Source organism: Serratia sp. ID 25-353, from assembly GCF_054792795.1.
In genome coordinates this window covers 4,540,274-4,564,774 of record NZ_CM139236.1, presented here as the reverse complement: position 1 = coordinate 4,564,774, position 24,501 = coordinate 4,540,274, and the positions used below count along the sequence as shown (strand labels likewise).

The window sequence follows — 24,501 nt, the reverse complement described above, 5'->3', positions numbered from 1 at the left end:
CGGGTAAAAAAGGAGATTACAGGAAAGTAGAGTGTCGAGCCGCCGCTTTTTAAACGTGGCGCACAAAAAAGCCCGGCGTGGCCGGGCTGAAAAAAAGAGGGTCAGTACAGCGAGGGCGCACCGGCCGGTCGGGTTTTGAAGCGGCGGTGCAGCCACATGTATTGCTCCGGCGCCCGCATGATCTCTTTCTCGATCACTTTGTTCATGTAAGCCGCCGCCGCCTGTTCGTCGCTGAGCGGATAGTCTTCCAGGGCAGGCTGGATCAGCAGGTCGTAGCCGCGGCCACGTTCGCGGCGGATCAGCACCACCGGCACCAGCGCCGGGTTGGCCATGCGTGCCAGCATGAAGGTGCCGCTGGTGGTAGCGGCCTGATCGACGGCGAACAGCGGGGCGAATACGCTGCCGCGCGGGCCGTAGTCCTGATCGGGCGCGAACCATACCGCCTCGCCGCGCTTGAGCGCGTGCACCATACCGCGCAGATCCTTGCGATCGATCATCGCCTTGTTGGAGCGCATGCGACCCTTGGTCTGCGCCCACTCCATCGCCTTGTTGTTGTGCGGACGGTACATCGCCATCATCGGCTGGCACAGACCCATTGCCCGGCCGCCCAGCTCCAGCGACATAAAGTGCACGCCGATCACCAGCACGCCGCGATCGTCGCGCTGCGCCATTTTGAGGTGGTTGATGCCGGAGACGTTGAACCAGCGCTTGACGCGTTTATCCGACCAGAACCAGGCCATGCCAGTTTCCAACAGGCCCATGCCGAGCGATTCGAAGTTGCCCACCACCTTGCGCTCACGCTGCGCTTCGTCCATCTCGGGGAAGCACAGCTCGAGGTTGCGACGGGTGATGGTGACGCGGCGTTTGAGAAATCGCATCGAAGTGCGCCCCATCCACACTCCCAGCCGATTGAGCAACGGGTAGGGGAGCTGGACCAGCAGGAACAGCAGGGCGAGACCGAACCAGGTGAGCCAGTAGCGCGGGTGCAGCAAGGCCAGTTGAAATGCTTTGGCTGATTTCATAGAAACTCTTTTTATACGTTAAAGGGGGGCAGCAAGCTGTAACGCATAAAGGTTCCACTCGATAGCGATACGACTACTCAGACACCCAAGTACGGCCAGGGTTTAGTCGGAATTCCATAATTGACTAAACATTTACATTCGAAGGGCGGTTTGCGCTGCTATCAGGCTTCGGAGGGATAGCTGTTGGCCAGCGGAGGCGGCTCTAGGAACGTGTATGTTAACACAGGGTACGGGGTGTGGCGGAAGAGGGGCATGCGAATATTCTCATTCGCGTTGCCCCTGAGTTGATGATTGGCTCGTTTTATAGGCTGGGAATGATAATCGCGGCGAAAATGGCGGCGATCGCCAGCCACTTCAGCAGGTAGTAACCGCGGCGGTTGCGCGCCTTCAGGCGTTGGCCGGCATCGCGCACCGCGTTGACGTACTTGAAGATGCGGTTGATGCCGCCGGTGCGATCCTGATCGTCGTTCGGCGAGCTGGCCGCCGACATCAGCGTGGCGCCGACCCAGTGGTTGACCGCCTGCGCCCAGCGCCATTTCATCGGCCGTTCGACGTCGCAAAACAGAATGATGCGCGTCTGATCGGTGGCGTTTTGTGCCCAGTGCACGTAGGTTTCGTCAAAGATCACCGCCTCGCCGTCGCGCCAGCTGTGCTGCTCGCCGTCCACCTCGATGAAGCAGCGGTCGTCGTTGGGCGTCATCAGCCCCAGGTGATAGCGCACCGAACCGGCGTAAGGATCGCGGTGTTTACCCAAATGGCTGCCGGGCGGCAGCTCGGCGAACATCGCCGCCTTGACCGACGGGATGCGGTTGAGCAGCGCGACGGTTTTTGGGCACAGCGTCTGCGCCGAAGGGTGGCTGTCGCTGTACCATTTCAGATAGAAACGTTTCCAGCCGCGCTTAAAGAAAGTGTTGAACCCTGCGTCGTTGTGCGACTGCGCCTTTTTGATGTGATCCTGCAGGCGTACCGCTTCCTCGCGGATCACCTGCCAGTTGTCGGTCAGCGTCTGCAGCTCCGGGAAGCCTTTTTCGTCGAAGTAGGGCTGTTTGGCGGGCAAGCGGGAGAAGCCGGTCATAAACATGTTGATCGGCCCCATAAAGGTGGAGTGATCGAACAGTTGGCGGGTAAGCTTTTGTTTCTCTTTGCCGCGGGAGTGGGCGTAGAGGAAGCTGATGATAAAAATGCCGATAATGATCGCGGCAACCATAGAATCCATCCCTGTTGGTGCTTGTTAAAAATTCGTACAAATTATAGTTTTGTGACAGGAAAAATTTAACTTTTTCGTGCGCTTTCCCGCTCATGCTGCTTGGTGGCATAAAAAATCAATAAAAATATTGGTAATAAAATTTTATATCGATTTTTTTGGTTTTAGTCCTATTCTTAAATCGTTCAAGGGGCGTTTCATGCCATCTTGTTTCATAACGAATGGCACGTATTTGAGAAAAGAGGGACTTATGAAGAAATCAATCATTGCCTTGTCTGCACTGCTGCTCGCTTCCCCGGTGTTCGCCGCTGAAACCGCGACCGACACCGCCGCCCACGCCAGCAACGAGGTCGTTGCCGAAGCGCACAAAGGGGCGGATACCGCCAAAGAAAAGTTGCACCAGTCTCAGGACAAGGGTGAGGAGCTGAAGCTGAAAGCCAAACACGCCGCCGAAGGCAAAAGCGACAGCGTCGGCAGCAAAGTGAGCGAAGGCTCGCAAAAGGCCTGGCACTCCACCAAACAGGGTACGGAGAAGGCTTGGGACAAGACCAAGCAAGGGGCGGAAAGCCTCAAGAACAAAGCGACCGAGTAAGGTCTCCGCTTTTACCCCAAGGCCGCGTAGCGGCCTTTTTTATTGCCTGCAATCCAGAGCCGATACCGCGCTTTGTCGCCCTGATTAAAACATGAGAGTATCCTTCATCGATTGGCGACTCCGTCGCAAGTAAGAAGGAAGCCCTATGAGGCCCTATTGGATAAGGCGTTTATTGACACCCTCACCCACCTGGACAGGCAGAGCATCGGTTATCTTGGGTCTGTTGGTGTTTGTGGTGTTGAGCGGGCTGGATAGCCTGGGTGTAGCGTTGGACGGGTGGAAGCGCTACGTGATGATCGCGGGCGTGGCGGGTATTTGCTATTTCATTGCCGGGTATATTGATAAGCGCATTCCGCGTAAAGCCCCGCCAATGTAGGCACAAGCCAGAAAAAGAAAAAGGCGCTTATCAAATGAGATAAAGCGCCTTTTCAACACGTTAACTGACTAGTATCAGTTCATGCCGTATTTTTTCAGCTTCTTGCGCAGCGTGCCGCGGTTGATGCCCATCATCAGGGCTGCGCGGGTCTGGTTGCCACGGGTGTATTGCATCACCATGTCCAACAGTGGCTGTTCAACTTCAGCCAGTACCAGCTCATACAGGTCATTTACGTCTTGACCGTTCAGTTGAGCAAAATAGTTCTTCAGTGCTTGTTTAACCGAGTCACGCAGAGGCTTTTGAGTCACCTGATCTTGTGAGTTAACGGTAGAAACGGTCAGTACGTCAGAATTTACGCGTTGTTCGAACATAGTTCTGTCAGCTCTTTTTTTACGCTAAGATTTTCGAAATATGCCTCCAACGCCTCCAGCTGTTCGCTGGCATCCTCTATGGCGTTGAATGTGCGCCGAAACTGGTCATTCGGAGCGTGTTCCTGGAGATACCAGGACACGTGCTTACGAGCAATCCGGAATCCCTTGCCTTGGCCATAGAAGCCGTGCAATTCCCGAATGTGCCCAATCAACAAGCGCTTCACCTCGCCAAGCGGCAGCGGCGGCAGCAACTCCCCAGTGTCCAGATAATGCTGGATTTCCCGGAAGATCCAGGGTCTCCCCTGAGCAGCGCGGCCTATCATCAGGGCATCGGCCCCGGTGTAGTCAAGCACTGCTCTGGCTTTATGCGGGTCAGTAATATCCCCATTCGCGATAATCGGAATGGAAACACTCTGCTTAACTGCCCGAATGCTGTCGTATTCCGCGTTGCCGTTAAACAGACAGGCGCGGGTTCGGCCGTGAATCGTCAGAGCCTGAATACCACAGTTTTCGGCCAGTTGGGCAATCTCTACACAGTTACGATGTTCTGGCGCCCAGCCGGTGCGAATCTTCAGCGTTACCGGCACATCCACTGCGTCAACCACCGCGTGGAGGATCCGTTTAACCAGATCCGGGTACTGCAACAAAGCGGACCCGGCAAGCTTCCGGTTCACTTTTTTGGCCGGGCATCCCATATTGATGTCGATGATCTGCGCGCCGCTGGCCACGTTGATACGCGCGGCGGCGGCCATATCATCAGGATCGCATCCGGCAATCTGCACGGATCGGATCCCTGGTTCATCGCTATGCACCATACGCAGACGCGACTTATCCGTCCGCCACACCTCCGGGTTGGAGGAGAGCATTTCGGATACAGCCATCCCAGCACCCATTGCATGACAGAGGGTTCTGAACGGGCGATCTGTAATACCGGCCATCGGGGCCGCAATCAGGCAATTAGTAAGCTGGTGGTGTCCAATGCGCATAGACAAAGAGTGACCATACTGTGTCCGCAAGGGCGCGTATATTACGCATTTTTGCGCCGAGATGAAAGGCCAAACTTTAACCAATTGGCCCGATATTAGGACGAAAAATGCGCTACGCAGTGTTTCATAAAAATATTATATATATTTTACAATAAGTTGACGAAAAGTGCTTATTTTGTGTGCGGAAAAATATTCGCCTTTGCGCAGAATATTATCTGCATTCACCTGCGTTTTTTGCCGAAATAGCCTGCCTGGAAGGCGCATTGTCAGGGCGATCCGTCGTTGAGCGGCGAAAAATTGCATAAAATTTTGTCTCGCCCGCGGGCCGATCGCCGGACAAAAAAAATCCACCGGCGCTGGGCCGGTGGATGAGGGGGCAATAGACCGTGGCGCTTACTTGCGGCGGCCGGTGATGCGGCACCATTCTTCGCGCTCGGCGACCGGATCGAGCGTGAACTGCTCTTCGTAGGCTTGCGCAACGCTGCTCGCCTGGCTGGCCAGCACGCCGGACAGCCCCAGATGACCGCCGGCCTTCGGCAGGCAACCGATCAGCGGCGCCAGCTCGCGCAGTGGGCCGGCAAGGATGTTGGCGACCACCACGTCCGCCAGCAGGTCCGCCGGCTGGTCTTTCGGCAGATACAGTTCCAGACGCTCTGAAACGCCGTTACGCTGCGCGTTGTCGCGGCTGGCCTGAATGGCCTGGGGATCGATGTCGATGCCGATAGCGCGCGCCGCACCCAGCTTCAGGGCGGCGATTGCCAGGATGCCGGAACCGCAACCGAAGTCGATAACGGTTTTGCCGGCCAGATCGAGGCCGTCCAACCACTGCAGGCACAGCGCGGTGGTCGGGTGGGTGCCGGTGCCGAACGCCAGGCCCGGATCGAGCATCACGTTGACCGCGTCGGGATCCGGTACGTCGCGCCAGCTCGGGCAGATCCACAAGCGCTCGCCGAAGCGCATCGGGTGGAAGTTGTCCATCCATTCGCGCTCCCAGTCCTTGTCTTCCAGCTGTTCTATCTTGTGGCGGAAACCGGCGCCCAGCAGCGGGTGCTGTTCCAGCATCGCCACCACCTCGGCCATATCGGTTTCCGCGTCGTACAGGCCGATCACGTCGGTATCGCCCCACAGCAGGGTTTCACCCGGCAAGGGTTCGAACACCGGGTTGTCGTGGGTGTCCTGGAAGGTCACCGACACGGCGCCGCTTTCCACCAGCGCGTCGCTCAGGTCTTCCGCCTGGCTGCCGGTGGTGTTCAGTTTGAGTTGGATCCAAGGCATAGCAATTCTCTTCAAGAGGGTAATGATGACGACGCCCGGCGCTTTTCGCCGACGACGTTACCGAGATAAAACGCCAACAGGCTGAGCAACAGCGAAGGCACGATAGGGTGCAGCCCCGCCGGTTGCAGGTTGAAGCTGGCCAATAGCGTATAGCATACCGCACCCGACAGCATTGAGCTAAGCGCTCCCTGAGCATTGGCGCGTTCCCAATACAGGCCCAGCACCAGTGGCCACAGGAAGACCGCCTCCAGCCCGCCGAAAGCCAGCAGGTTGAGCCAGATGATCATCTCAGGCGGCCGCCAGGCCGCCAGCAGCACCAGCAGACCGAGGATCAGCGTGGTCAGGCTGGAGAAGCGCTTGATCAGCCGCTCGTTGTGGATCTGCTGTGGGCGTACGCCCAGGTAGAGATCCTTGATGATGGTGGCGGAAGATTGCAGCAGTTGGGCATTGATGGTCGACATGATCGCCGCCATCGGCGCCGCCAAAAAGATCCCGGCGGCGTACGGCGGCAACACGGTGATCATCAGCGTCGGGATCACCTGATCGGGGATCTTGAGATCCGGCAACACCGCGCGGCCGAGCGCGCCGGCCAGGTGCATGCCGAACATCAGCACCGCCACCACCACGGTGCCGAGCAGAATGCCGCGATGCACCGCCTTGCTGTCTTTGTAAGAAATGCAGCGCACGGCGGTGTGCGGCAGGCCAATCACCCCGAAGCACACCAGGATCCAGAACGACGCCATAAACGGCAGGCTGAGGATCTGATCGCCGCCCTGCGGCGACACCAGCGCCGGGTCGATCTGCTGCAGTTTGTTCACCGCGCTGTCCAGCCCGCCGGCGGCGTGGATCACCGCCACCAGCAGCAGCACGGTGCCGAGCAGCATCACCAGCCCCTGCATGGCGTCGTTCAGCACGCTGGCGCGGAAGCCGCCGAAGGCGGTGTACAGCGCAATGCTGATGCCGAAGATCAGCAGGCCGGTGTCGTAAGGAATGCCGGCGGCGGTCTCCAGCAGGCGGGCGCCGCCGATGAACTGCACCGTCATGGCGCCGAGGAACGCCACCAGCAGGCTGAGGCTGGCCAGCCACACCAGCAGGCGGCTTTGGTAGCGGCCATACAGCATGTCATTGAGAGTGATGGCGTTGTAGCGCCGCGCCAGGATGGCGAATTTCTTGCCCAGCACGCCGAGCGACAGCCACACCGCCGGCAGCTGGATCATCGCCAGCAGCACCCAGCCCAGGCCGTATTTGTAGGCGGCGCCGGGGCCGCCGATAAACGAACTGGCGCTGATGTAGGTGGCGGTCAGGGTCATCGCCAGCACAAAGCCGCCCATCGAGCGGTTGCCGAGGAAGTATTCGCTGAGGAAATTCCCGCTCTGGCGGCGGCTGTAGGCGTACACCGACAGGCCGAACACCAGCAGCAGGTAGGCGATCAGCGGCAGGATCACTTCAGTTTGCATCGCGGTCCTCCAGCGAAATGTCGCGGAACACCGTGCGTACCATCAGCCAGCACAGGCCGATGAACAGCAGTGGTACCAGTAAGCAGGCCATTTCGAACCAATGCGGCAGGCCGGTGACGCCGATAGCGCTGTCCGGCAGGTAGGCCGCCAGTCCCCAGGCCAGCAGGTAGAGCAGCGTCAGCCCCAGCGCCCAGCGCGCTTCGCGGTGCGCCTGAATAAAACGTTTGTCCATCAGTGTCCCCCATAGGTTTACGATGATGGCTTGTGACAAGAACAGATGAAGGAACAGGATTGTACGGAATGTGCGGCGTTTGGCTAATAAATTATTCACCTTTCCGGTGAACGCAACGGGGTGATGGAAAGAAAAGAGGGGGGTAAATATATAAACTGTTGCCGGTTTATTTCGATTAAAAAATAATTAAAGAGAATGGGAAAGGAATGGGTTTTATATTGGTTGGCGCAACCGGAATCGAACCAGGTGACCTCTGTGAAGTATGACACAGCGCTCTACCACTGAGCTACACGCCTGCAATAAACAAATTTATAACATCTCCTAATCATTCATGTAAATAGATTTTTTTATTTTTTGCTATTAAATAAATCGTTAGGTTAAATAATAACCTGCATATCCTTCGCTATTTATTTACTGTGATTAATATCACGATAAAGCCGCCCCGTTAATACGCTTAAACAAGGGCGGCGTTAATTAGCGGATTAACAATGTCACGCGGTTATCGTTCTTTTCTCAGATATTCTTTCTGAAATAGTATAAAGAACGATGACGCCGATGCACAAAAAGAACATCACGGCATACAGGGCGCCACCGCCACCTTGTTTTAACAGCAAACCGCCGACAAAAGGGGCGAGCGCCAAGCCAAATTCGTAAAACGTGGCGGCGCCGAAGTAAGCCCCTTTTAGGTTAGACGGCGCCATACGATCAATTTGTATATTGAGCGTAGGGAACAGGATGACTTCGCCGAGGCTGAGCAGGAACATGGCGACCAACCACAGCACCCAGCTTTCACTGGAAACCAGCAGGAAGACAATTTGTGAAAGCGCGAGAAAGAACACGCCCAGGCTGGTTTTCAGTGCCAATGACATGCGACGGGTAAAGCGCTCGGTGAAATACTGCAGCGTTATCACCGTAGCTGCATTGATGAATATCAGCACGCTGAGCAGGTATTCGGGGTTGTGCACCTGGCTGATCATGAGGTATTGCGGCAGCGTCACGTCGATCTGCCCGTAGACCAGCATCACCAAAATGTTGGCGACAACCAAAACCTTGAACGCCTGATCGTTCCAGATAATCCGCAAAGAGCCAATGAACGAGAAGGTGGCGTTGCGCGTTTCTTTACCGTGCCCCGCTTTGAATACCGCGAGCACCAGCAGCAAATAGCAAAGGAACGACAATGCGGTGACGAAGAAGGTGGCCTTCTGCGCCGTCAGCCCGAGAGCGACACCCACTAATGGGCCTACGGCTGCGCCCACGTTCATCAGGAAGTAGCGAATGTTCAACGCGCGTTCTCGCTCTTGCCTGTCATGGAGAATATCGCCGATCACCGCTTTGCTGGCGGGTTCGATCAATGAGCGCGAAATGCCATTGAGTAAAATACCGACAAAATACCACGCCGGTGAGTTGGCCAACGCAAGTACGCTAAATGAAATGATAGCGGCAATTGCACCGAGAATAATCAACGTGCGACGGCCATATTTGTCTGATGCGCCACCGAAGAGATAGCCGAAAGAAATAGACACGATAAGTGATACGCTCATCATGACGCCGATTTCCACCGGAGTCATCGCATAGTTATTTCTCATGAGAATGGTAATGAATGGCCAAATCATGAAAAAGCAGGCGCGCGTCAAAAACGTCCCGATAAAGATAACCCATATTTCTTTTGGGAAATAAGGGATGAATGTTGACCTCAAGGCGGTTTCTCCTTAAATGTTGCTCGTCGTCTGTTGAACCGAGTGTATTACACCTTTTCCAAACTTTCCTTTTCCCATCGGTTAGCCAGAGAGAGTAACGGCGTCACTCCGGCTTCTCTAATCCTCGCGATGAGATTTTTCCGCTGATCGAAGATAACCGGATGCGGGCTGATGCCTTGAATAATCGCGGCGACAGTCGCCGAGACTGGCGTGCTATGCGCCAGCGTTGGAATTGCCAGAACGTTCATGCAGTATTCGAACATGGAATCGACGGAGTTCAATTTACCCAACATCAAGAACGTCATTTCATCTCCGACGAGGATAGCGCCAAGGCTGTCGAATATCATTTTGACTTGCGCCACGGGCTTCTCTTTCAGATGGAAACTGAGCAGTGCGCGGAACTGGTCGCGATTCAGACGGCCCTGTTTCATCTCGTCATTCAGCATGGCGAGTGCCTGGCGTACATAATTTTCCTCTTCGTTGAACAGATCTGCCGAAGCGCAGCGGAAATGCTGTTTGAGGAAATACCAGTGAAAGACATATTTGCCGTCGAATTCAAGGCGAACAACGTTGGTGAAGTCTTCCAGATCGTGCCGTTCCGGGTGGAATTCGCTGAGATCGCAACGAATATCGATGCCGGAAGAGGAGGCGATTCGGCGGCAAATGGTGGTGATATCAGCTTCGCCCAATAGCGCTTGCAGCATATGCTGCATGTTGTTACCGCCGGCGGCCAACTCGCAATAGGCGTCTTTGCCTGGCGTCAGGTATTTGATTCGGCTGTCGCGCGCATTGAGTGATGAGGCAATCTCAGCCCACTGGTTATGTACTTCCTGGCTTCTGATCGTTTCCAAACGAGGGTTTTTTTCATAGAACGCGATGACGCGCGGATCGACAGCCAGGCCACTGCGTTTGAGTATTCCGGCGTCAAGCTGGGCGCTTGCTTGGTTTTTCACCAGGACATTGATGAAGTTGCGCAGCGAACTCTCCCCGCAATCTGAGAACGAGACGTCAGAATCCGGCGCGGGGCGGCAGGTTTTGGTGATGCACAGCGGCGGAAAATAGCGGCCGTACACTTCGCGATCGTAATAGTCATGGCAGCGATCGGGGAAGTGCGTCTCGCTCGTCGCCGTTTCGCCGAACAGCTCCCCGCTCAGCTCCCGCAGTTGCTGCATGTAGGCGGTCAATTTGCCGAAGTTACCCTTGCATTTCAGCCACAGCGCCGCGTTGAGCAAATGAAACACCTCCCTGTCGTGCCCGGCGGTGCGGCTGGCCGCGATCAGTAAACGACATAAGTTGTGCAACTCGGCCAGCAAGCTGTCGCGATCTGCGCAGTGGATACCGACGTAATCCTGCACACGTCGCGGCAGATAGCGGTGATACTTGTTGAAAGGCAGATGCAATGCGATGAAGTCGGCGCTGAATCCCTCGGTTTGCAGCCGTTCGACGGTGCTTTCGGTAAAATTTTCCGCCAGCATGCTGGCGCGCAAGGTGGCTTCATCTTTTTGCTGGCGGGCATGTTCGACGGCGGCCAGCGCGTTTTGCCAGGCGGGGAACAGGCCGGCTTGCTGCACGGCTTCTTGCTGCGCCGCATTCACGCGTGCTTCCAGCTCGGCGATTTCGGCATTGAGCGCCAACAGTTGCGCCTCTTTATTCTCCGCAGCGCTTTTGCCCAGCGCTTTTTTACCGGTTTTTAGCGCGGCGATCGCGGCTCGACATTGTTGGATCGGCGCCTGCTGCGCTTTAACGGCGTTTTCCGCCTGTTGCAGGATCTGGTTCAGCGCTTTTTCCTGCGTTTTCAACTGAGCGCCTAAGGCGAGCGCTTCGCTCTCCGCGGCGGCGATCTGCGCTTTTGTGTCCTCGAATTGTTGCAGCACGCTGTCGCACAGCCGGCGTATTTGCACAGAAAGCCGATGTTGCTGCTCAATGGCATCGTGAAAGTCCGTTTCATCTCGTACATGCTGATATAACGAGGCGATATCATTGTCGGTGAAACGCCGGCTGCTCATGAAAGCCACCAGCCGTGCAAGGGTGGCGGGGGAAAACCAGGTGAACGGGTTCTTCACCTCTTTGCTTACGTCAAACTCGACCAGGTCAGTGCGGTAGAACAACGCGCGCGCCACCTGGCCGATCGGGTGATCGGCGCCAAGAAAACGGTAATACTTTTCCGCGAGTTCGTTGTGGCACCAGATCACCCCGTACAGTGGCGAAAGAAAGCGATACTCAGGGCGTAACGGCATGTAGAGATCGCGGAAAATCTGTCTGGTTTGATCGGTCGTCATCAGCTAAAACCTTGGATGATGTTTTTTAACTTGAGCGCCGCCTGGTGGATTTGTTGTTGTTCATCCTGATTGGGCATCAGCGACAGCGGCGTAAAGACGTCGTCGCGCAGAGCCAGCGGCCAGGACATGAACACGCCCAGTTCCGGCAGCCAGACCGAACCGCAGCAGGGGGTTTCGTCCCGTTGGATGATGCGCTCAAGCAAGATAAGAATGGAGGCGGCCGGGCCATATTTAGGAGGGCGCCGCATTTTGTGAAATATGTCCAACCCTTGATTGCGGGTATCGGTGACGATTTGCGCCAGCGCCTGTGCCGAAAGTACCTGGTTCAGCGGCCCCTCGTCGGTTGTTACCTGGCTGAGCAAGGGCACCAATCCGGCGCCGTGCTCGCCGCAGACCGTCAGGCTACGCGCGTCGATGCGCTGCATGTCGATCCCGGAAATGCGGCAGATGCTTTTCAGCAGCCTGGCGGTGTTGTGCGCGGCGCCGATACCTATCACCCGGCAGCGAGAGTCGAGCAGGATTTTATCGATGTAATAGCTGATGCTATCCACCGGATTGACCGCATTGATGATGTGACAACCGGGAGCAATGAAGGGTTTGGCTCGGCTAAAAATGGCCTCGCTGAGCCGTACGTGATCGTCCAGCAACGCCTGGCGGTCATGCATCGGAAAGGTTGAAGGCACGCCATAGCAACAGAGGATCACGTCAGCCCCGTCGATGTGGCGGTAGTCATCCGTCACAACAATCTTGGGTAAAGACGTTCGGTTATGGCGTGAGAAGAGCGCTTCCGCCAGCAGGCCATCAAGAATATCTTCGCAAACGGCTGAATACTTTTCGGTATTTCGGCAGATGATCACGACTTCATTGACGCTGCCACGTCGCTCGGTCGTACTTAACAGCGCGTTTAGCGTCTCTTGCCCAATGCCGCCGAATCCCAATAAAACAATTTTCATGACCGCTCCTGATGGCCTGCCCGGCTTATGCTTCGATCAGTTCGGCCAGTCTTGCATACTGCTTCTCAACCATACTCCACCCTTTATCGAGTACGGCTTTGACACGCTGGAATTGTTCTTCGGTCATCCCCTTGAAGAACGCTTTATCCACTTCCTGATGATCGCCATCGAATTCGGAGTGATCCTCGAAATGGTTCTGTTTGCTCGGATCGAACACGTGTTTGATGTTGTTATAGAAAACGAAAGCCGAACCTTCGATGACAAAGTGCACCAGGATAGCCTGTTCCAGATTATCCAGCGTGATCATCTGGTGGTTGAACCAGATGCACAGTGCTTCAAAGATCGCGTCTTCGCGAACTTGGAGGTTGTCGCGGCTGTTGCGCAGCACCTCGTCATGGCCGAATTCTTCTTTCAGATGCTCACTGAAGAAACGTGAGAAGCGAACGTCTTCACACAGTGCGCTACGCAGCAGCACCATTTTTTGGAACTGATCGGACAGGATCTGCAGGTAGTCCAGGAACAAGGATTTTTTCGCCTCGGAGAAGGTTTTATCCTTGACGAATGCGGTAAAGATCTTGTTGTCCTGGTAGCGCTCGATGTAGCGGGCGTTATGCGCTTTAAGCTGATGGTAGTAAGCGTAGGGATCTTGATCGAAAGTCACCAGTGGCTTGCTTGGATCTTCATAGAGCCCGCGCTCCTCAAACTGGATTGACAGCCCCCAGTAGCCGTTGTCGCCCGCGCCGATGAAGCCGTGATCCGCGCCTGGCGGAATGCAGATAACATCGCCTGGAACGGCCCGGCGGTCAACGCCGTCTCCCAGCAGGATCGCTTCCCCTTCACAAATGATATACAGCGAAGATATTGGATGAACATGCACATCCAGCTTTTCGTTTTTCGCCAGACGCACCCAGCTTACTGCCAGGCGTGCCTGTTCGGGAATAAAGCGGTTCATTTCCTCATTGGCGCGGAAATTCTTCACTTCACCCAAAAGCTTCTCAATCCCGTTTTCCTTAATGCTTTTTATGGTTTCCATGTCAGCACGGTGGTACTGGGAAAACACGGGCTTACGGTCGTATTCAGTTACATGGCTCATTAAGACATTACTCATCTAAGTCAATAAAAAGGATAAATAAAAAGAGAAAAAGAGCGCGCTGCATTCGATCGACGGCGACAATAGCACGGGCTATCACCGAGCGGATGTGATCGGGGTCAAGCTTTGTAATTAATACGTTAATTTTGTTAAAGCTTATGGCATGTGAAAATGCGAGGGATTGGGTTTTTTCCTTGATAATATTTATTTTTAAGCTAAGAGTTCATTATTTTTTGTTTAAAAACAATTGGTTATGTTTTATGTGGTGAGGCGAGTGGGGGGCTAGATAAATGTGAAGATAAAGTTATCTGTGAAGATTTGATTCTATTTTGCGCGGTTGAACGAAAAAATCAGGCGGGCGCGAGAAAAGAAAAAGGCCGGTGATTAACCGGCCTTTCGTCAGACGATGCTGCGTACCTGCTCAGGTTTCCTGCAGACCCAGCTTCTTCTCCAGATAGTGGATGTTGGTGCCACCGTGCTGGAAGTTTTCGTCGTTCATGATTTTCTGCTGCAGCTCAACGTTGGTTTTGATGCCGTCGATGATCAGTTCAGCCAGGGCGTTTTTCATGCGGGCAATCGCCACGTCACGGTTTTCGCCGAAGGTGATCAGTTTGCCGATCATGGAGTCATAGTACGGCGGTACGGTATAACCGGCGTAGATATGAGATTCCCAACGCACGCCGAAACCGCCTGGCGCGTGGAAGCGGGTGATCTTGCCCGGGCTCGGCAGGAAGGTGTTCGGATCTTCGGCGTTGATACGGCATTCTACCGCGTGGCCGTGGATCTTCACTTCTTCCTGTTTGATCGACAGCGGCTGACCGGCAGCGATGCGCAGCTGCTCTTTGATCAGATCCACGCCGGTGATCATTTCGGTAACCGGGTGCTCTACCTGAATACGGGTGTTCATTTCGATGAAATAGAACTCGCCGTTTTCATACAGGAACTCGAAGGTGCCCGCACCGCGGTAGCCGATTTCCACGCAGGCTTTCGAGCAGCGCTCGCCGATGTAACGGCGCATTTCGCTGGTGATGCCTGGTGCCGGCGCTTCTTCTACCACTTTCTGGTGGCGGCGCTGCATGGAGCAGTCGCGTTCGGCCAGATAGATGGCGTTGCCCTGGCCGTCGGCCAATACCTGAATCTCGATGTGGCGCGGATTCTCCAGGTATTTTTCCATGTACACCATGTCGTTGTTGAAAGCCGCTTTGGCTTCCGCTTTCGTCATGTTGATGGACTGCTCAAGGTCTTTGTCGCTGCGCACGACGCGCATGCCGCGACCGCCGCCGCCGCCGGACGCCTTGATGATCACCGGGTAACCGATGCGCTTGGCGAAGGCACGGTTTTTATCCATGTCGTCGGTCAGCGGGCCGTCAGAGCCAGGTACGCAAGGCACGCCGGCTTTCTTCATGGCGTTGATCGCGGAAACCTTGTCGCCCATCAGGCGGATGGTTTCGGCTTTCGGGCCGATGAAGATGAAGCCGGAGCGTTCAACCTGCTCGGCGAAGTCGGCGTTCTCGGACAGGAAGCCGTAGCCTGGGTGGATCGCCACGGCGCCGGTGATTTCCGCCGCCGAGATGATGGCCGGGATGTTCAGATAGCTTTTTACCGATGGCGCAGGACCGATGCAGACGGTCTCGTCGGCCAGCAGCACGTGTTTCAGATCGCGGTCGGCCGCGGAGTGAACCGCAACGGTCTTGATGCCCAGTTCTTTACAGGCACGCAGGATGCGAAGCGCGATCTCGCCGCGGTTGGCGATAACAATTTTATCAAGCATGGGGGCGCCTCGTTATTCGATGACGACCAGCGGCTCGTCATATTCGACCGGCTGGCCGTTTTCCACCAGGATAGCTTTCACGACGCCGGACTTGTCGGCTTCGATCTGGTTCATCATTTTCATGGCTTCAACGATGCACAGGGTATCGCCGGCGTTCACTTTCTGGCCCACCTCCACGAAGGCTTTCGCGTCCGGGCTTGGGGTGCGGTAGAAGGTGCCTACCATTGGAGAACGAACGACGTGGCCACTCATGGCCGCCGGTGCCGCAGGGGTTTCTGCCGCAGGTGCGGTGGCAACGGCGGCAGCCAGGGCCGGCTGCTGCTGCGCCGGCATCGCGTAGGCCTGCTGCATGACGGGGTAAGCCTGCGCCGGTGCGGCACGGCTGATGCGAACCGATTCTTCGCCTTCAGAGATTTCCAGTTCAGAAATACCTGATTCTTCAACCAGTTCGATCAGTTTCTTGATTTTACGAATATCCATGAGTGTGATTCCGTACTCTTTTTGTGGAGCAATTAGTGGGTTTTCGACAGACGGTTAACCGCTGCCTGTAAAGCGAAAGCGTAGCCATCCGCGCCGAGGCCGCAAATCACGCCTACCGCTACGTCCGAGAGATAAGAGTGATGGCGGAAAGGTTCGCGGGCGTGCACGTTGGACAGGTGGATCTCGATGAACGGGATCTGCACCGCCAGCAACGCATCGCGCAGCGCCACGCTGGTATGCGTGAACGCCGCCGGGTTTATCAGAATGAAATCGGTGTTGCCGCGCGCCTGATGAATGCGATCGATCAGCTGATGCTCGGCGTTGGATTGCAGATGGCTCAGGGTAATATCCAATGCGGATGCCTGGTTTTCCAATCCGTTAACAATCTCTGTCAGCGTCGTGCTGCCGTACTTCTCCGGCTCACGCGTCCCCAGCAGATTGAGATTGGGGCCGTTCAGAAGCAAAATGTGAAACTTATCCGCCATTGTGCTGGTATCTCCGGCAATAAAACCATCATCGTAGAAAATAACCCGATGTTATCGATTTGTCACCTGTTAAGGGGCAAATTCACCCTGAGAACAGAAACAAGGTCGGGCATTATAACGATATCGTAGCAATTCGCAGCTAAATACTGGTCTTATCAGCGAAGATATTCAACCCCAAATCGACGAACTTGGGGATCCGTGACAGGAATATGAGCGCTGGAACACAGAAAAAGTTCCGGCCGGCGGCGGGTGTTTTTCCGCGACAATAACACGCGCCGCCGCGCGATTCAGCGCCACCAGGCGCGGAATTTCTTGTAGCGCAGGCCCAACAGCGCCACCGCCAGCAGCGCGTAAATGAACGGCTGGGGGGAAAACGTTTTGACCGACCACAGGTAGTGGATGGGGGCGAGGATCGCCGCCAGATAGACGAAGTTGTGCAATGTTTGCCATTTGGCGCCCAGTTTGCGCATCGCCCACAGCGTCGAGGTGGCCGCCAACGCCAGCAGGATCAGCCAGGTGAGGATGCCGAGCGTCAGATAAGGGCGGTTCACCAGCTCGCTGCCCAGCAGGCCGAGATTGCTCAGCCCCAGCTCCAGCGTGGAGTAGCTTATCAGGTGCAGCGTGCCCCAGGCAAAGCACCACAGCCCCACCAGACGGCGGCAGCGGATCAGCAGCGGCTGGCGGGCGTAGCGCGCCAGCGGGGCGATAGCCAGCGTGGCCAGCAGCAGTTTCAGCGTCATTCTGCCGGTAAAATGCTGAATGTCCTTGGACGGATCGGCGCTGAACCAGCCTTGATCCACCGCCAGCACCAGCCAGAGAAAGGGCAGAAACGCCGCCAGATGCAGGGCGGCTTTCAGCCATTTGATATGAACAGGCGTCAGGCGCACTTAGAAATTCTCCCGCAGATCCATGCCGTGATACAGCGAAGCCACCTGATCGGCATAGCCATTGAACAGCAGCGTCGGTTGGCGTTTGACGTCGAGAATGCCGCCGGAGCCGATGAAGCGCTCGGTGGCCTGCGACCAGCGCGGATGATCGACGTGCGGGTTCACGTTGGCGTAAAAACCGTACTCGTTCGGCGCGGATTGGTTCCAGGTGGTCGGCGGCTGATCGCGCACCAAACGGATATGCACGATCGATTTGATGCCTTTGAAGCCGTATTTCCACGGCGTGATCAGCCGCAGCGGCGCGCCGTTTTGCGGCGGCAGGGTTTTGCCGTACACGCCGACGGTCAGCAGTGCCAGCGGATGCATCGCCTCGTCCAGCCGCAGCCCTTCGACGTAGGGATATTTCAGGCCGCCGCCGATAAAGCGATCTTTCTGGCCGGGCATCTGCTCCGGATCGTACAGCGTCTGGAAGGCCACGTAGCGCGCGTTGCTGTTCGGTTCGGCCAGCTTGATAAGCTTGCCCAGTTCGAAACCGATCCACGGCACCACCATCGACCAGGCTTCGACGCAGCGCATGCGGTAAATGCGCTGTTCCAGCGGGAAACGCTTCATCAGATCGTCGATATCCAGCGTTATCGGCTTTGCCACTTCGCCGTCGATGCGCACTTTCCAGCCTTCGGTTTTCAGCCCGCCGGCGTTGGCGGCCGGATCGGCTTTGTCGAGGCCGAATTCATAGAAGTTGTTGTAGCCGGTGACCTTGTCTTCCGGCGTCATCGCCAGCTGCGCCTGCCAGGCGGCCGGTTTGCTGAATGCCAGCGCTTTGCCCGGCGGCGCCTTGGGGCGATCGTTGCCTTTGAACCACGACAGCAGGTCCGCCCGCGCACTGGTAGGCAGCGCCAGCGTAGCGGCGGTGATGCCGAGCGCCTGCAGCACTTTGCGCCGCTGGTGAAACACGCTCTCCGGCGTGACGTCGGCTTCGGTCAATTTCGGGTGTTTGTTCATGCTTATGCTCTCCGCGACTGATTCCCGCCGCCTGCGAGCGGCTAACGGGTCTCCATGAAATAAGCATGGCGCTAAAGCCGGCCGGAAGCGAGGGGACGCGGGAAAATATGAAATTTCGCAGAAGCGAGCGATCCCCCCGTCGCCGGGGGGAAAGATCAGCGGATTTTCACCAGGGTGCGGCCGGTGATTTGGTTGTTCAGCAGCGCGGCGGCGGTGGCCGGCGCTTGCTCGAGGGCGATTTCGTGCGTGGCCTGCTGATAGAAGCTGTCCGGCAGAATGCCGGCCAGCCGTTCCCAGGCGGTTTGGCGGCGGTGCAGCGGCGTATGCACCGAGTCCACGCCCTGCAGGCGCACGTTGCGCAGAATGAACGGCATCACGGTGGTCGGCAGCTGATAACCGCCCGCCAGGCCGCAGGCGGCGACGGTGCCGTTATAGTTCATCTGCGCCAGCACCCGCGCCAGCAGCTTGTCGCCGACGGTGTCCACCGCGCCGGCCCACAGCTGCTTCTCCAGCGGGCGCGGCGTGTCGATATAGCCATCGCGCGACATCACCTCTTTGGCGCCGAGCGCTTTCAGGTACTCGGTATTGCTGTCGCGGCCGCTGATGGCGGTCACCCGGTAACCCAGCGCCGCCAGCAGGGCGATGGCGGTGCTGCCCACGCCGCCGCTGGCGCCGGTCACCAGAATATCGCCGTCGTCCGGATGCACGCCGCCTTCCTCCAGCGCCATCACGCACAGCATGGCGGTAAAGCCGGCGGTGCCGATGATCATCGCCTTGCGCTCATCCAGGCCGTTCGGCAGCGGCACCAGCCATTCGCCGGAGACGCGCGCCTGCTCGGCCAGGCCGCCCCAGTAGTGTTCGCCCACGCCCCAGCCGGTGAGCACCACGCTTTGCCCCTCTTTGAAGCGATCGTCGCGGCTGTGGCGCACGGTGCCGGCGAAGTCGATGCCCGGCACCATCGGGAAGTTGCGCACGATCTTGCCTTTGCCGGTGATCGCCAGCGCATCTTTATAGTTCAGGCTCGACCAGTTGATGTCGACGGTAACATCGCCTTCCGGCAAGCTATCGCTGCCGATATCTTTGATATGAGCCAGAGTTTGGTCGTCTTGTTGTTCCAATAACAGTGCACGCATGTCACTCTTCCTCTCGTTTACACTTTTCTATCAATGGCTGAATCACATTTATTTGACTATATGCATAATAAGCGGCCCAAGTCCTGATAAAGGACAAAAACGGCGCTTGCAGGTTTAATTCCTCGGCAAGGCTTGTTAGGGTTGGACGGCCCCTTTTAGCTAAAGGGTGAACACTCACTTAACCATAGCGGACAAGGCACAGGGATGCGATTTACCACCAAACTCTCTGCATTGATCACTCTGTTGGTCGCGCTGGCGATGTTTTTGATGCTGATGGGATGCTCATACAGCTTCTTTTACGTTACCCAGGATCGCCAGGAGCGCCGCTTGGATTCGCTGGTCACCACTCTCGATCAAGCCATGCTGAGCGAGCCGCCGCAGGAACAGGAGAAATGGTTGCCGATCGTCATGCGCACGCTCGGCATCGTGTCGATCCGCATAGAGGCCGGTACCAGCCAACTGCTCGACTATAAATTACCGACGGTCAAAAAAGAGCACTGGGATGCGCTGAACGGCTATCGTCAGGTCTCGCGTCCCCTGTTGCAGCATCCGGGCAGCACGCTGCACATCACCTACCGCGATCCCTTCGCCAGCGACGTGCGCACGTTGCAATCCACCGCCGCCGTCACGCTGTCGATCGTCGTGATGGTGGTGGTTTTGCTGTTCAGCCTGCGCTGGCTGCGTGAGCAGGCCGACGGTGAAGATCGCCTGGAACGCCGCGCGCGGCGCATTCTGAACGGCGAGCGTGAAAACGTCATGCAGGGCGACGTGCGTGAGTGGCCGGCCAACGTCAGCGGCGCGCTCGACCGCCTGCTGGCCGATCTGGCGGAAGCGCGGGAAGAGCGCAGCCGGGTCGATACGCTGATCCGCGCCTTCGCCGCGCAGGACGCCAAAACCGGGCTGAATAACCGCCTGTTCTTCGATAACCAATTGACCACTCAGCTGGAAGACGAAGGCTCGCACGGCATCGTGATGATGGTGCGGCTGCCCGATTTCGAGACCCTGCGCGAGACGCACGGCAGCGTGGCGGTGCAGGAGCTGATGTATTCGCTGGTCAACCTGCTGTCTACCTTCGTGATGCGCTACCCGTCGGCGCTGCTGGCGCGCTATTTCCACAGCGATTTTACCGTGTTGTTGCCGCATCGAACCCTGAAGGAGGCCGATGGCATCGCGTCACAGCTGGTCAATGCCATCGATGCCTTGCCTTCCACGGCGCTGATCGATCGCGAGGCCTTCCTGCACATCGGCATCGTGGCGTACCGCAGCGGTCAAACTACCGAGCAGGTGATCGATTATGCGGAGCAGGCGACGCGCCACGCTACGCTGCAGGGCGAAAACGGTTGGTATGTGTACGACAGCCAGGTGCCGGAAAAGGGGCGCGGCAGCGTCAAATGGCGCACGCTGCTGGAACAGGTGCTGGCGCGCGGCGGCCCGCGGCTGTATCAGAAACCGGCGGTGACCGTGGGAGGCGAGGTACATCATCGCGAGATCATGAGTCGGATCTATGATGGCACCCAGGAATTGCTGCCGGCGGAATATATGCCGCTGGTGCAGCAGCTCGGCTTGGCGGAGAGTTACGATCGCCAACAGGTGAGCCGCGTCATCCCCTTGCTGGCGCAGTGGCCCGAAGAAACGCTGGCGTTCCCGCTGTGCGTGGACTCGATTTTGCAGCGCTCTTTCCAGCGCTGGCTGCGCGATACGCTGTTGCAGTGCGAAAAAAGTCAGCGTAGGCGAATTCTGATTGAACTTGCAGAGGCAGATGTGTGTCAACATATCGACCGTTTGCGTCCGGTGCTGAGGTTGCTGTCAGGGCTGGGCTGCCGCCTCGCGGTGTCCAAAGCGGGTTTAACCGTGGTCAGTACGTCCTATATCAAGTCGCTGCAGGTGGAGATCGTCAAGCTCCACCCGGGGCTGGTGCGGAGTATCGATAAGCGGGACGAAAATCAGCTGTTCGTGCAGAGCCTGACCGGCGCCTGCGCGGGCACGCGCGCGCAGGTGTTCGCCGCCGGCGTACGCACGCGCAACGAGTGGCAGACGCTGAAAGATCGTGGGATCCACGGCGGGCAGGGCGACTTTTTCGCGCCGCCGGAACCGATCGACGCGGGGCGTAAAAAATATTCACGTCGTTATCGCGTTTAAGCTGATTGCCGGACAAAAATTGACGTAGAATGAGCGCCGGATCCATCTGGGCCATGTCACCCGTCATTTTGGAGTTTTCTCCAATCTGCCTGCGACAACGACGCCTATTTGAGATAGGCTCTTGTCAGCTTTTATCTGGTTGACGTTGGTAGGTGCTTACCATCGGCGGCAATCAGGGAATATGTTAGATTTTATGAGCTGTGTTACGCCGTTTCGTGCGTTGACAGGGTGGTAAACTGAGCCTTTGTTCAGGGAATTCAGGCCTCATCCAATTTCCGTGCATTCGAGCAGAAACAATACAGACTATTTTTCACCGAAGTAGAACGTTTTTGCGCCTTGTCGCTGCTTCGTGTGGTTGGTAAAGTAGGCGGATTTTATTTTCCGCCCCCAGCTTGCAGGATTATCCTTTCGTTATGTTTAAGAAATTTCGTGGCATGTTTTCCAACGACTTGTCCATCGACTTGGGTACCGCCAATACCCTGATTTATGTTAAAGGGCAAGGCATCGTACTGAATGAACCTTCGGTGGTTGCCATTCGTCAGGATCGTGCCGGCTCCCCAAAGAGCGTTGCGGCCGTCGGTCATGACGCCAAACAGATGCTGGGCCGCACCCCCGGCAACATCGCGGCTATTCGCCCGATGAAAGACGGCGTGATCGCCGACTTCTTCGTGACCGAAAAAATGCTGCAGCACTTTATCAAACAGGTTCACAGCAACAGTTTCATGCGCCCAAGCCCGCGCGTGCTGGTCTGTGTGCCGGTCGGCGCGACCCAGGTTGAACGCCGCGCTATCCGCGAGTCCGCCCAAGGGGCCGGCGCGCGTGAAGTGTTCCTGATTGAAGAGCCGATGGCGGCGGCGATCGGCGCAGGTCTGCCGGTCTCCGAAGCGACCGGTTCCATGGTGGTGGATATCGGTGGCGGTACCACTGAAGTGGCGGTGATCTCGCTGAACGGCGTGGTGTACTCCTCTTCCGTGCGCATCGGCGGCGATCGCTTCGATGAAGCCATCATCAATTACGTGCGCCGCAACTACGGCTCGCTGATCGGCGAAGCCACCGCCGAGCGCATCAAGCACGAAATCGGTTCTGCCTATCCGGGCGACGAAGTGCGCGAAATTGAAGTCCGCGGCCGTAACCTGGCCGAAGGCGTACCGCGCGGCTTTACCCTGAACTCCAATGAAATCCTCGAAGCCCTGCAAGAGCCACTGACCGGCATCGTCAGCGCGGTGATGGTTGCGCTGGAGCAGTGCCCGCCAGAATTGGCCTCCGACATTTCCGAACGCGGCATGGTATTGACCGGCGGCGGCGCGCTGCTGCGCAACCTCGATCGCCTGCTGATGGAAGAAACCGGCATTCCGGTCGTGGTGGCGGAAGACCCGCTGACCTGCGTGGCGCGCGGCGGCGGCAAGGCGTTGGAAATGATCGACATGCACGGCGGCGATTTGTTCAGCGAAGAATAGTCAGCCCCTGGAAGGAGGAATCGTATCGGATGAATGCGCACAGCGAGAATCGGGTACGGTTCCTCTTTCTGTTGTCGAGGAACTCGCATAATTTATGAAGCCGATTTTTAGCAGGGGGCCTTCCCTGCAACTGCGACTTTTTTTGGCGGTGATTGCGGCCATTGGCCTGATCGTTGCCGACAGCCGGCTCGGCACGTTCGTGAAGATACGCAACTACATGGACACCGCAGTCAGCCCTTTCTATTTTCTGGCCAACGGGCCGCGTAAAGTTTTGGACAGCGTGTCAGAAACGCTGGCCACCCGCCAACAGCTGGAGCTGGAAAACCGCGCTCTGCGGCAGGAACTGCTGCTGAAAAACAGCGATATTCTTCTTCTTGGCCAATTCAAGCAGGAAAACGCCCGCTTGCGCGAGCTGCTGGGCTCTCCGCTGCGCCAGGACGAACACAAGATGGTCACCCAGGTGATCTCCACCGGTTCCGATCCTTACAGCGATCAGGTGGTGATCGACAAAGGGTCGGACAACGGCGTCTATGAAGGCCAGCCGGTGATCAGCGACAAGGGCGTGGTCGGTCAGGTGGTGGCGGTGGCGAAAGTCACCAGCCGCGTGCTGCTGATCTGCGACGCCTCGCATGCGCTGCCGATCCAAGTGCTGCGCAACGATATTCGGGTGATCGCCGCGGGCAGCGGCTGCGCCGACGACCTGCAACTGGAGCATCTGCCGAACAACACCGACATCCGCGTTGGCGACGTGCTGGTCACCTCCGGCCTTGGCGGCCGCTTCCCGGAAGGGTATCCAGTGGCGGTGGTCTCCTCGGTCAAGGTCGACAACCAGCGCGCTTACACCGTGATTCAGGCGCGGCCGACCGCCGGTCTGCAGCGCTTGCGCTACCTGTTGCTGCTGTGGGGCGCCGATCGCAACGGCGACATGCCGCTGCCGCCGGACGAAGTGCACCGCGTGGCCAATGAACGCCTGATGCAGATGATGCCGCAGGTGCTGCCGCCTGCCGGCTCCGTCGGGCCGCAGCTGCCGGCTCCGGCCACCGGCGTGGCGCCGCAAACCGTCGCTCCAGCGTCTGCTCAGCCCCAGGTTAAGCCTGCCGCGGCGGGAGTGGTGCAATGAACAGCTACCGCAGCCACGGGCGTTGGATAATCTGGCTGTCGTTCCTGGTGGCGTTGGTGCTGCAAATCATGCCGTGGCCGGAGCAGATCTACATGTTCCGGCCTTCCTGGCTGGTGCTAATCCTGATCTACTGGGTGATGGCCTTGCCGCATCGGGTCAACGTCGGTACCGGCTTCGTGCTGGGGCTGATCATGGATCTGATCCTCGGCTCCACGCTGGGCGTGCGCGCGCTGGCGCTGGGCATCATCGCTTATCTGGTGGCGTTCAAATTCCAACTGTTCCGCAATATGGCGCTGTGGCAACAGGCGCTGATCGTCGTGCTGCTGTCGCTGTCGATGGACGTGGTGGTGTTCTGGGCTGAGTTTTTAGTGATCAACGTCTCTTTCCGCCCAGAGGTGTTCTGGAGTAGTGTGGTAAACGGCATTTTGTGGCCGTGGTTATTCCTGTTGATGCGTAAAATCCGCCGTCAGTTCGCCGTACAGTAAGGATATAT

General features: G+C 57.1%; 22 protein-coding genes and 1 tRNA gene. 5 read left to right on the top strand and 18 right to left on the bottom strand.

Annotation, left to right across the window (positions count from 1 at the left end):
- Positions 1-101: 101 nt before the first annotated feature.
- A complete protein-coding gene (gene lpxP, locus ACYF6X_RS21965) occupies positions 102-1,022 on the bottom strand; it encodes a kdo(2)-lipid IV(A) palmitoleoyltransferase (RefSeq protein WP_063988546.1) in 921 nt (306 codons plus the stop codon).
- Positions 1,023-1,323: 301 nt separating this feature from the next.
- Positions 1,324-2,229 (bottom strand): lipid A hydroxylase LpxO, encoded by a 906-nt coding sequence (gene lpxO / locus ACYF6X_RS21960; RefSeq protein WP_107227105.1) that lies wholly within the window; start codon positions 2,227-2,229, stop codon positions 1,324-1,326.
- 247 nt (positions 2,230-2,476) lie between these two features.
- On the opposite strand from lpxO, the gene ACYF6X_RS21955 reads away from it, so the two are divergent.
- Positions 2,477-2,818: a hypothetical protein gene (locus ACYF6X_RS21955; RefSeq protein ID WP_016930249.1), complete on the top strand. Its 342-nt coding sequence runs from the start codon at positions 2,477-2,479 to the stop codon at positions 2,816-2,818.
- A 450-nt stretch (positions 2,819-3,268) separates the two neighbouring features.
- On the opposite strand, the gene fis is transcribed toward ACYF6X_RS21955, so the two are convergent.
- The 16 genes from fis to acuI all read right to left on the bottom strand — a co-directional run bounded on the left by fis (position 3,269) and on the right by acuI (position 19,292).
- Positions 3,269-3,565 carry a DNA-binding transcriptional regulator Fis gene (gene fis / locus ACYF6X_RS21950; RefSeq protein WP_000462905.1) on the bottom strand — a complete coding sequence of 99 codons (297 nt, stop codon included), beginning with the start codon at positions 3,563-3,565 and terminating at the stop codon, positions 3,269-3,271.
- Positions 3,547-4,551 carry a tRNA dihydrouridine synthase DusB gene (dusB, locus tag ACYF6X_RS21945; RefSeq protein WP_063988548.1) on the bottom strand — a complete coding sequence of 335 codons (1,005 nt, stop codon included), beginning with the start codon at positions 4,549-4,551 and terminating at the stop codon, positions 3,547-3,549. Before dusB ends, fis begins: the two co-directional genes overlap by 19 nt.
- A gap of 393 nt (positions 4,552-4,944) precedes the next feature.
- Positions 4,945-5,826: a 50S ribosomal protein L11 methyltransferase gene (gene prmA, locus ACYF6X_RS21940; RefSeq protein ID WP_063988549.1), complete on the bottom strand. Its 882-nt coding sequence runs from the start codon at positions 5,824-5,826 to the stop codon at positions 4,945-4,947.
- Between the two features lie 11 nt (positions 5,827-5,837).
- Entirely contained in the window at positions 5,838-7,283 is a 1,446-nt protein-coding gene (panF, locus tag ACYF6X_RS21935; protein ID WP_130017704.1) for a sodium/pantothenate symporter, read from the bottom strand.
- Complete coding sequence (locus ACYF6X_RS21930) at positions 7,273-7,515, bottom strand: YhdT family protein (protein WP_004936865.1); 243 nt, start codon at positions 7,513-7,515, stop codon at positions 7,273-7,275. Before ACYF6X_RS21930 ends, panF begins: the two co-directional genes overlap by 11 nt.
- Before the next feature lie 219 nt (positions 7,516-7,734).
- Positions 7,735-7,811 (bottom strand) — tRNA-OTHER (locus ACYF6X_RS21925).
- 195 nt (positions 7,812-8,006) lie between these two features.
- Positions 8,007-9,212, bottom strand: a complete 1,206-nt coding sequence (locus ACYF6X_RS21920) for an MDR family MFS transporter (protein WP_107227103.1) — start codon at positions 9,210-9,212, stop codon at positions 8,007-8,009.
- Positions 9,213-9,259: 47 nt separating this feature from the next.
- The gene (locus tag ACYF6X_RS21915; RefSeq protein ID WP_460924635.1) at positions 9,260-11,332 is read right to left on the bottom strand and encodes a coiled-coil domain-containing protein; all 2,073 of its coding nucleotides are present in this window, start codon (positions 11,330-11,332) and stop codon (positions 9,260-9,262) included.
- 158 nt (positions 11,333-11,490) lie between these two features.
- On the bottom strand, positions 11,491-12,444 hold the full coding sequence (locus ACYF6X_RS21910; protein WP_130017706.1) for a lactate/malate family dehydrogenase: 954 nt from the start codon (positions 12,442-12,444) through the stop codon (positions 11,491-11,493).
- 25 nt (positions 12,445-12,469) lie between these two features.
- Positions 12,470-13,537, bottom strand: a complete 1,068-nt coding sequence (locus tag ACYF6X_RS21905) for a cupin domain-containing protein (protein ID WP_130017707.1) — start codon at positions 13,535-13,537, stop codon at positions 12,470-12,472.
- A 418-nt stretch (positions 13,538-13,955) separates the two neighbouring features.
- Complete coding sequence (gene accC / locus ACYF6X_RS21900) at positions 13,956-15,305, bottom strand: acetyl-CoA carboxylase biotin carboxylase subunit (RefSeq protein ID WP_004936886.1); 1,350 nt, start codon at positions 15,303-15,305, stop codon at positions 13,956-13,958.
- A gap of 12 nt (positions 15,306-15,317) precedes the next feature.
- Positions 15,318-15,785, bottom strand: a complete 468-nt coding sequence (gene accB / locus ACYF6X_RS21895) for an acetyl-CoA carboxylase biotin carboxyl carrier protein (protein WP_038879746.1) — start codon at positions 15,783-15,785, stop codon at positions 15,318-15,320.
- Positions 15,786-15,817: 32 nt separating this feature from the next.
- Positions 15,818-16,270, bottom strand: a complete 453-nt coding sequence (gene aroQ / locus ACYF6X_RS21890) for a type II 3-dehydroquinate dehydratase (protein ID WP_004936891.1) — start codon at positions 16,268-16,270, stop codon at positions 15,818-15,820.
- A 287-nt stretch (positions 16,271-16,557) separates the two neighbouring features.
- The gene (msrQ, locus tag ACYF6X_RS21885) at positions 16,558-17,157 is read right to left on the bottom strand and encodes a protein-methionine-sulfoxide reductase heme-binding subunit MsrQ (RefSeq protein ID WP_016930241.1); all 600 of its coding nucleotides are present in this window, start codon (positions 17,155-17,157) and stop codon (positions 16,558-16,560) included.
- Entirely contained in the window at positions 17,158-18,159 is a 1,002-nt protein-coding gene (msrP, locus tag ACYF6X_RS21880; protein WP_063988555.1) for a protein-methionine-sulfoxide reductase catalytic subunit MsrP, read from the bottom strand. It lies immediately after the preceding gene.
- 155 nt (positions 18,160-18,314) lie between these two features.
- A complete protein-coding gene (gene acuI / locus ACYF6X_RS21875; RefSeq protein ID WP_130017708.1) occupies positions 18,315-19,292 on the bottom strand; it encodes an acrylyl-CoA reductase (NADPH) in 978 nt (325 codons plus the stop codon).
- Between the two features lie 204 nt (positions 19,293-19,496).
- Between acuI and csrD the strand changes: the two genes are divergently transcribed.
- From csrD to mreD, 4 genes are all read left to right on the top strand, one after another.
- Entirely contained in the window at positions 19,497-21,431 is a 1,935-nt protein-coding gene (gene csrD, locus ACYF6X_RS21870) for an RNase E specificity factor CsrD (RefSeq protein ID WP_063988557.1), read from the top strand.
- 413 nt (positions 21,432-21,844) lie between these two features.
- Positions 21,845-22,888 carry a rod shape-determining protein MreB gene (gene mreB / locus ACYF6X_RS21865; protein WP_003855260.1) on the top strand — a complete coding sequence of 348 codons (1,044 nt, stop codon included), beginning with the start codon at positions 21,845-21,847 and terminating at the stop codon, positions 22,886-22,888.
- Positions 22,889-22,982: 94 nt separating this feature from the next.
- Entirely contained in the window at positions 22,983-24,008 is a 1,026-nt protein-coding gene (gene mreC, locus ACYF6X_RS21860) for a rod shape-determining protein MreC (RefSeq protein ID WP_130017709.1), read from the top strand.
- Positions 24,005-24,493 (top strand): rod shape-determining protein MreD, encoded by a 489-nt coding sequence (mreD, locus tag ACYF6X_RS21855; protein ID WP_004936918.1) that lies wholly within the window; start codon positions 24,005-24,007, stop codon positions 24,491-24,493. The genes mreC and mreD overlap by 4 nt, the downstream gene beginning before the upstream one ends.
- Positions 24,494-24,501 lie beyond the last annotated feature (8 nt).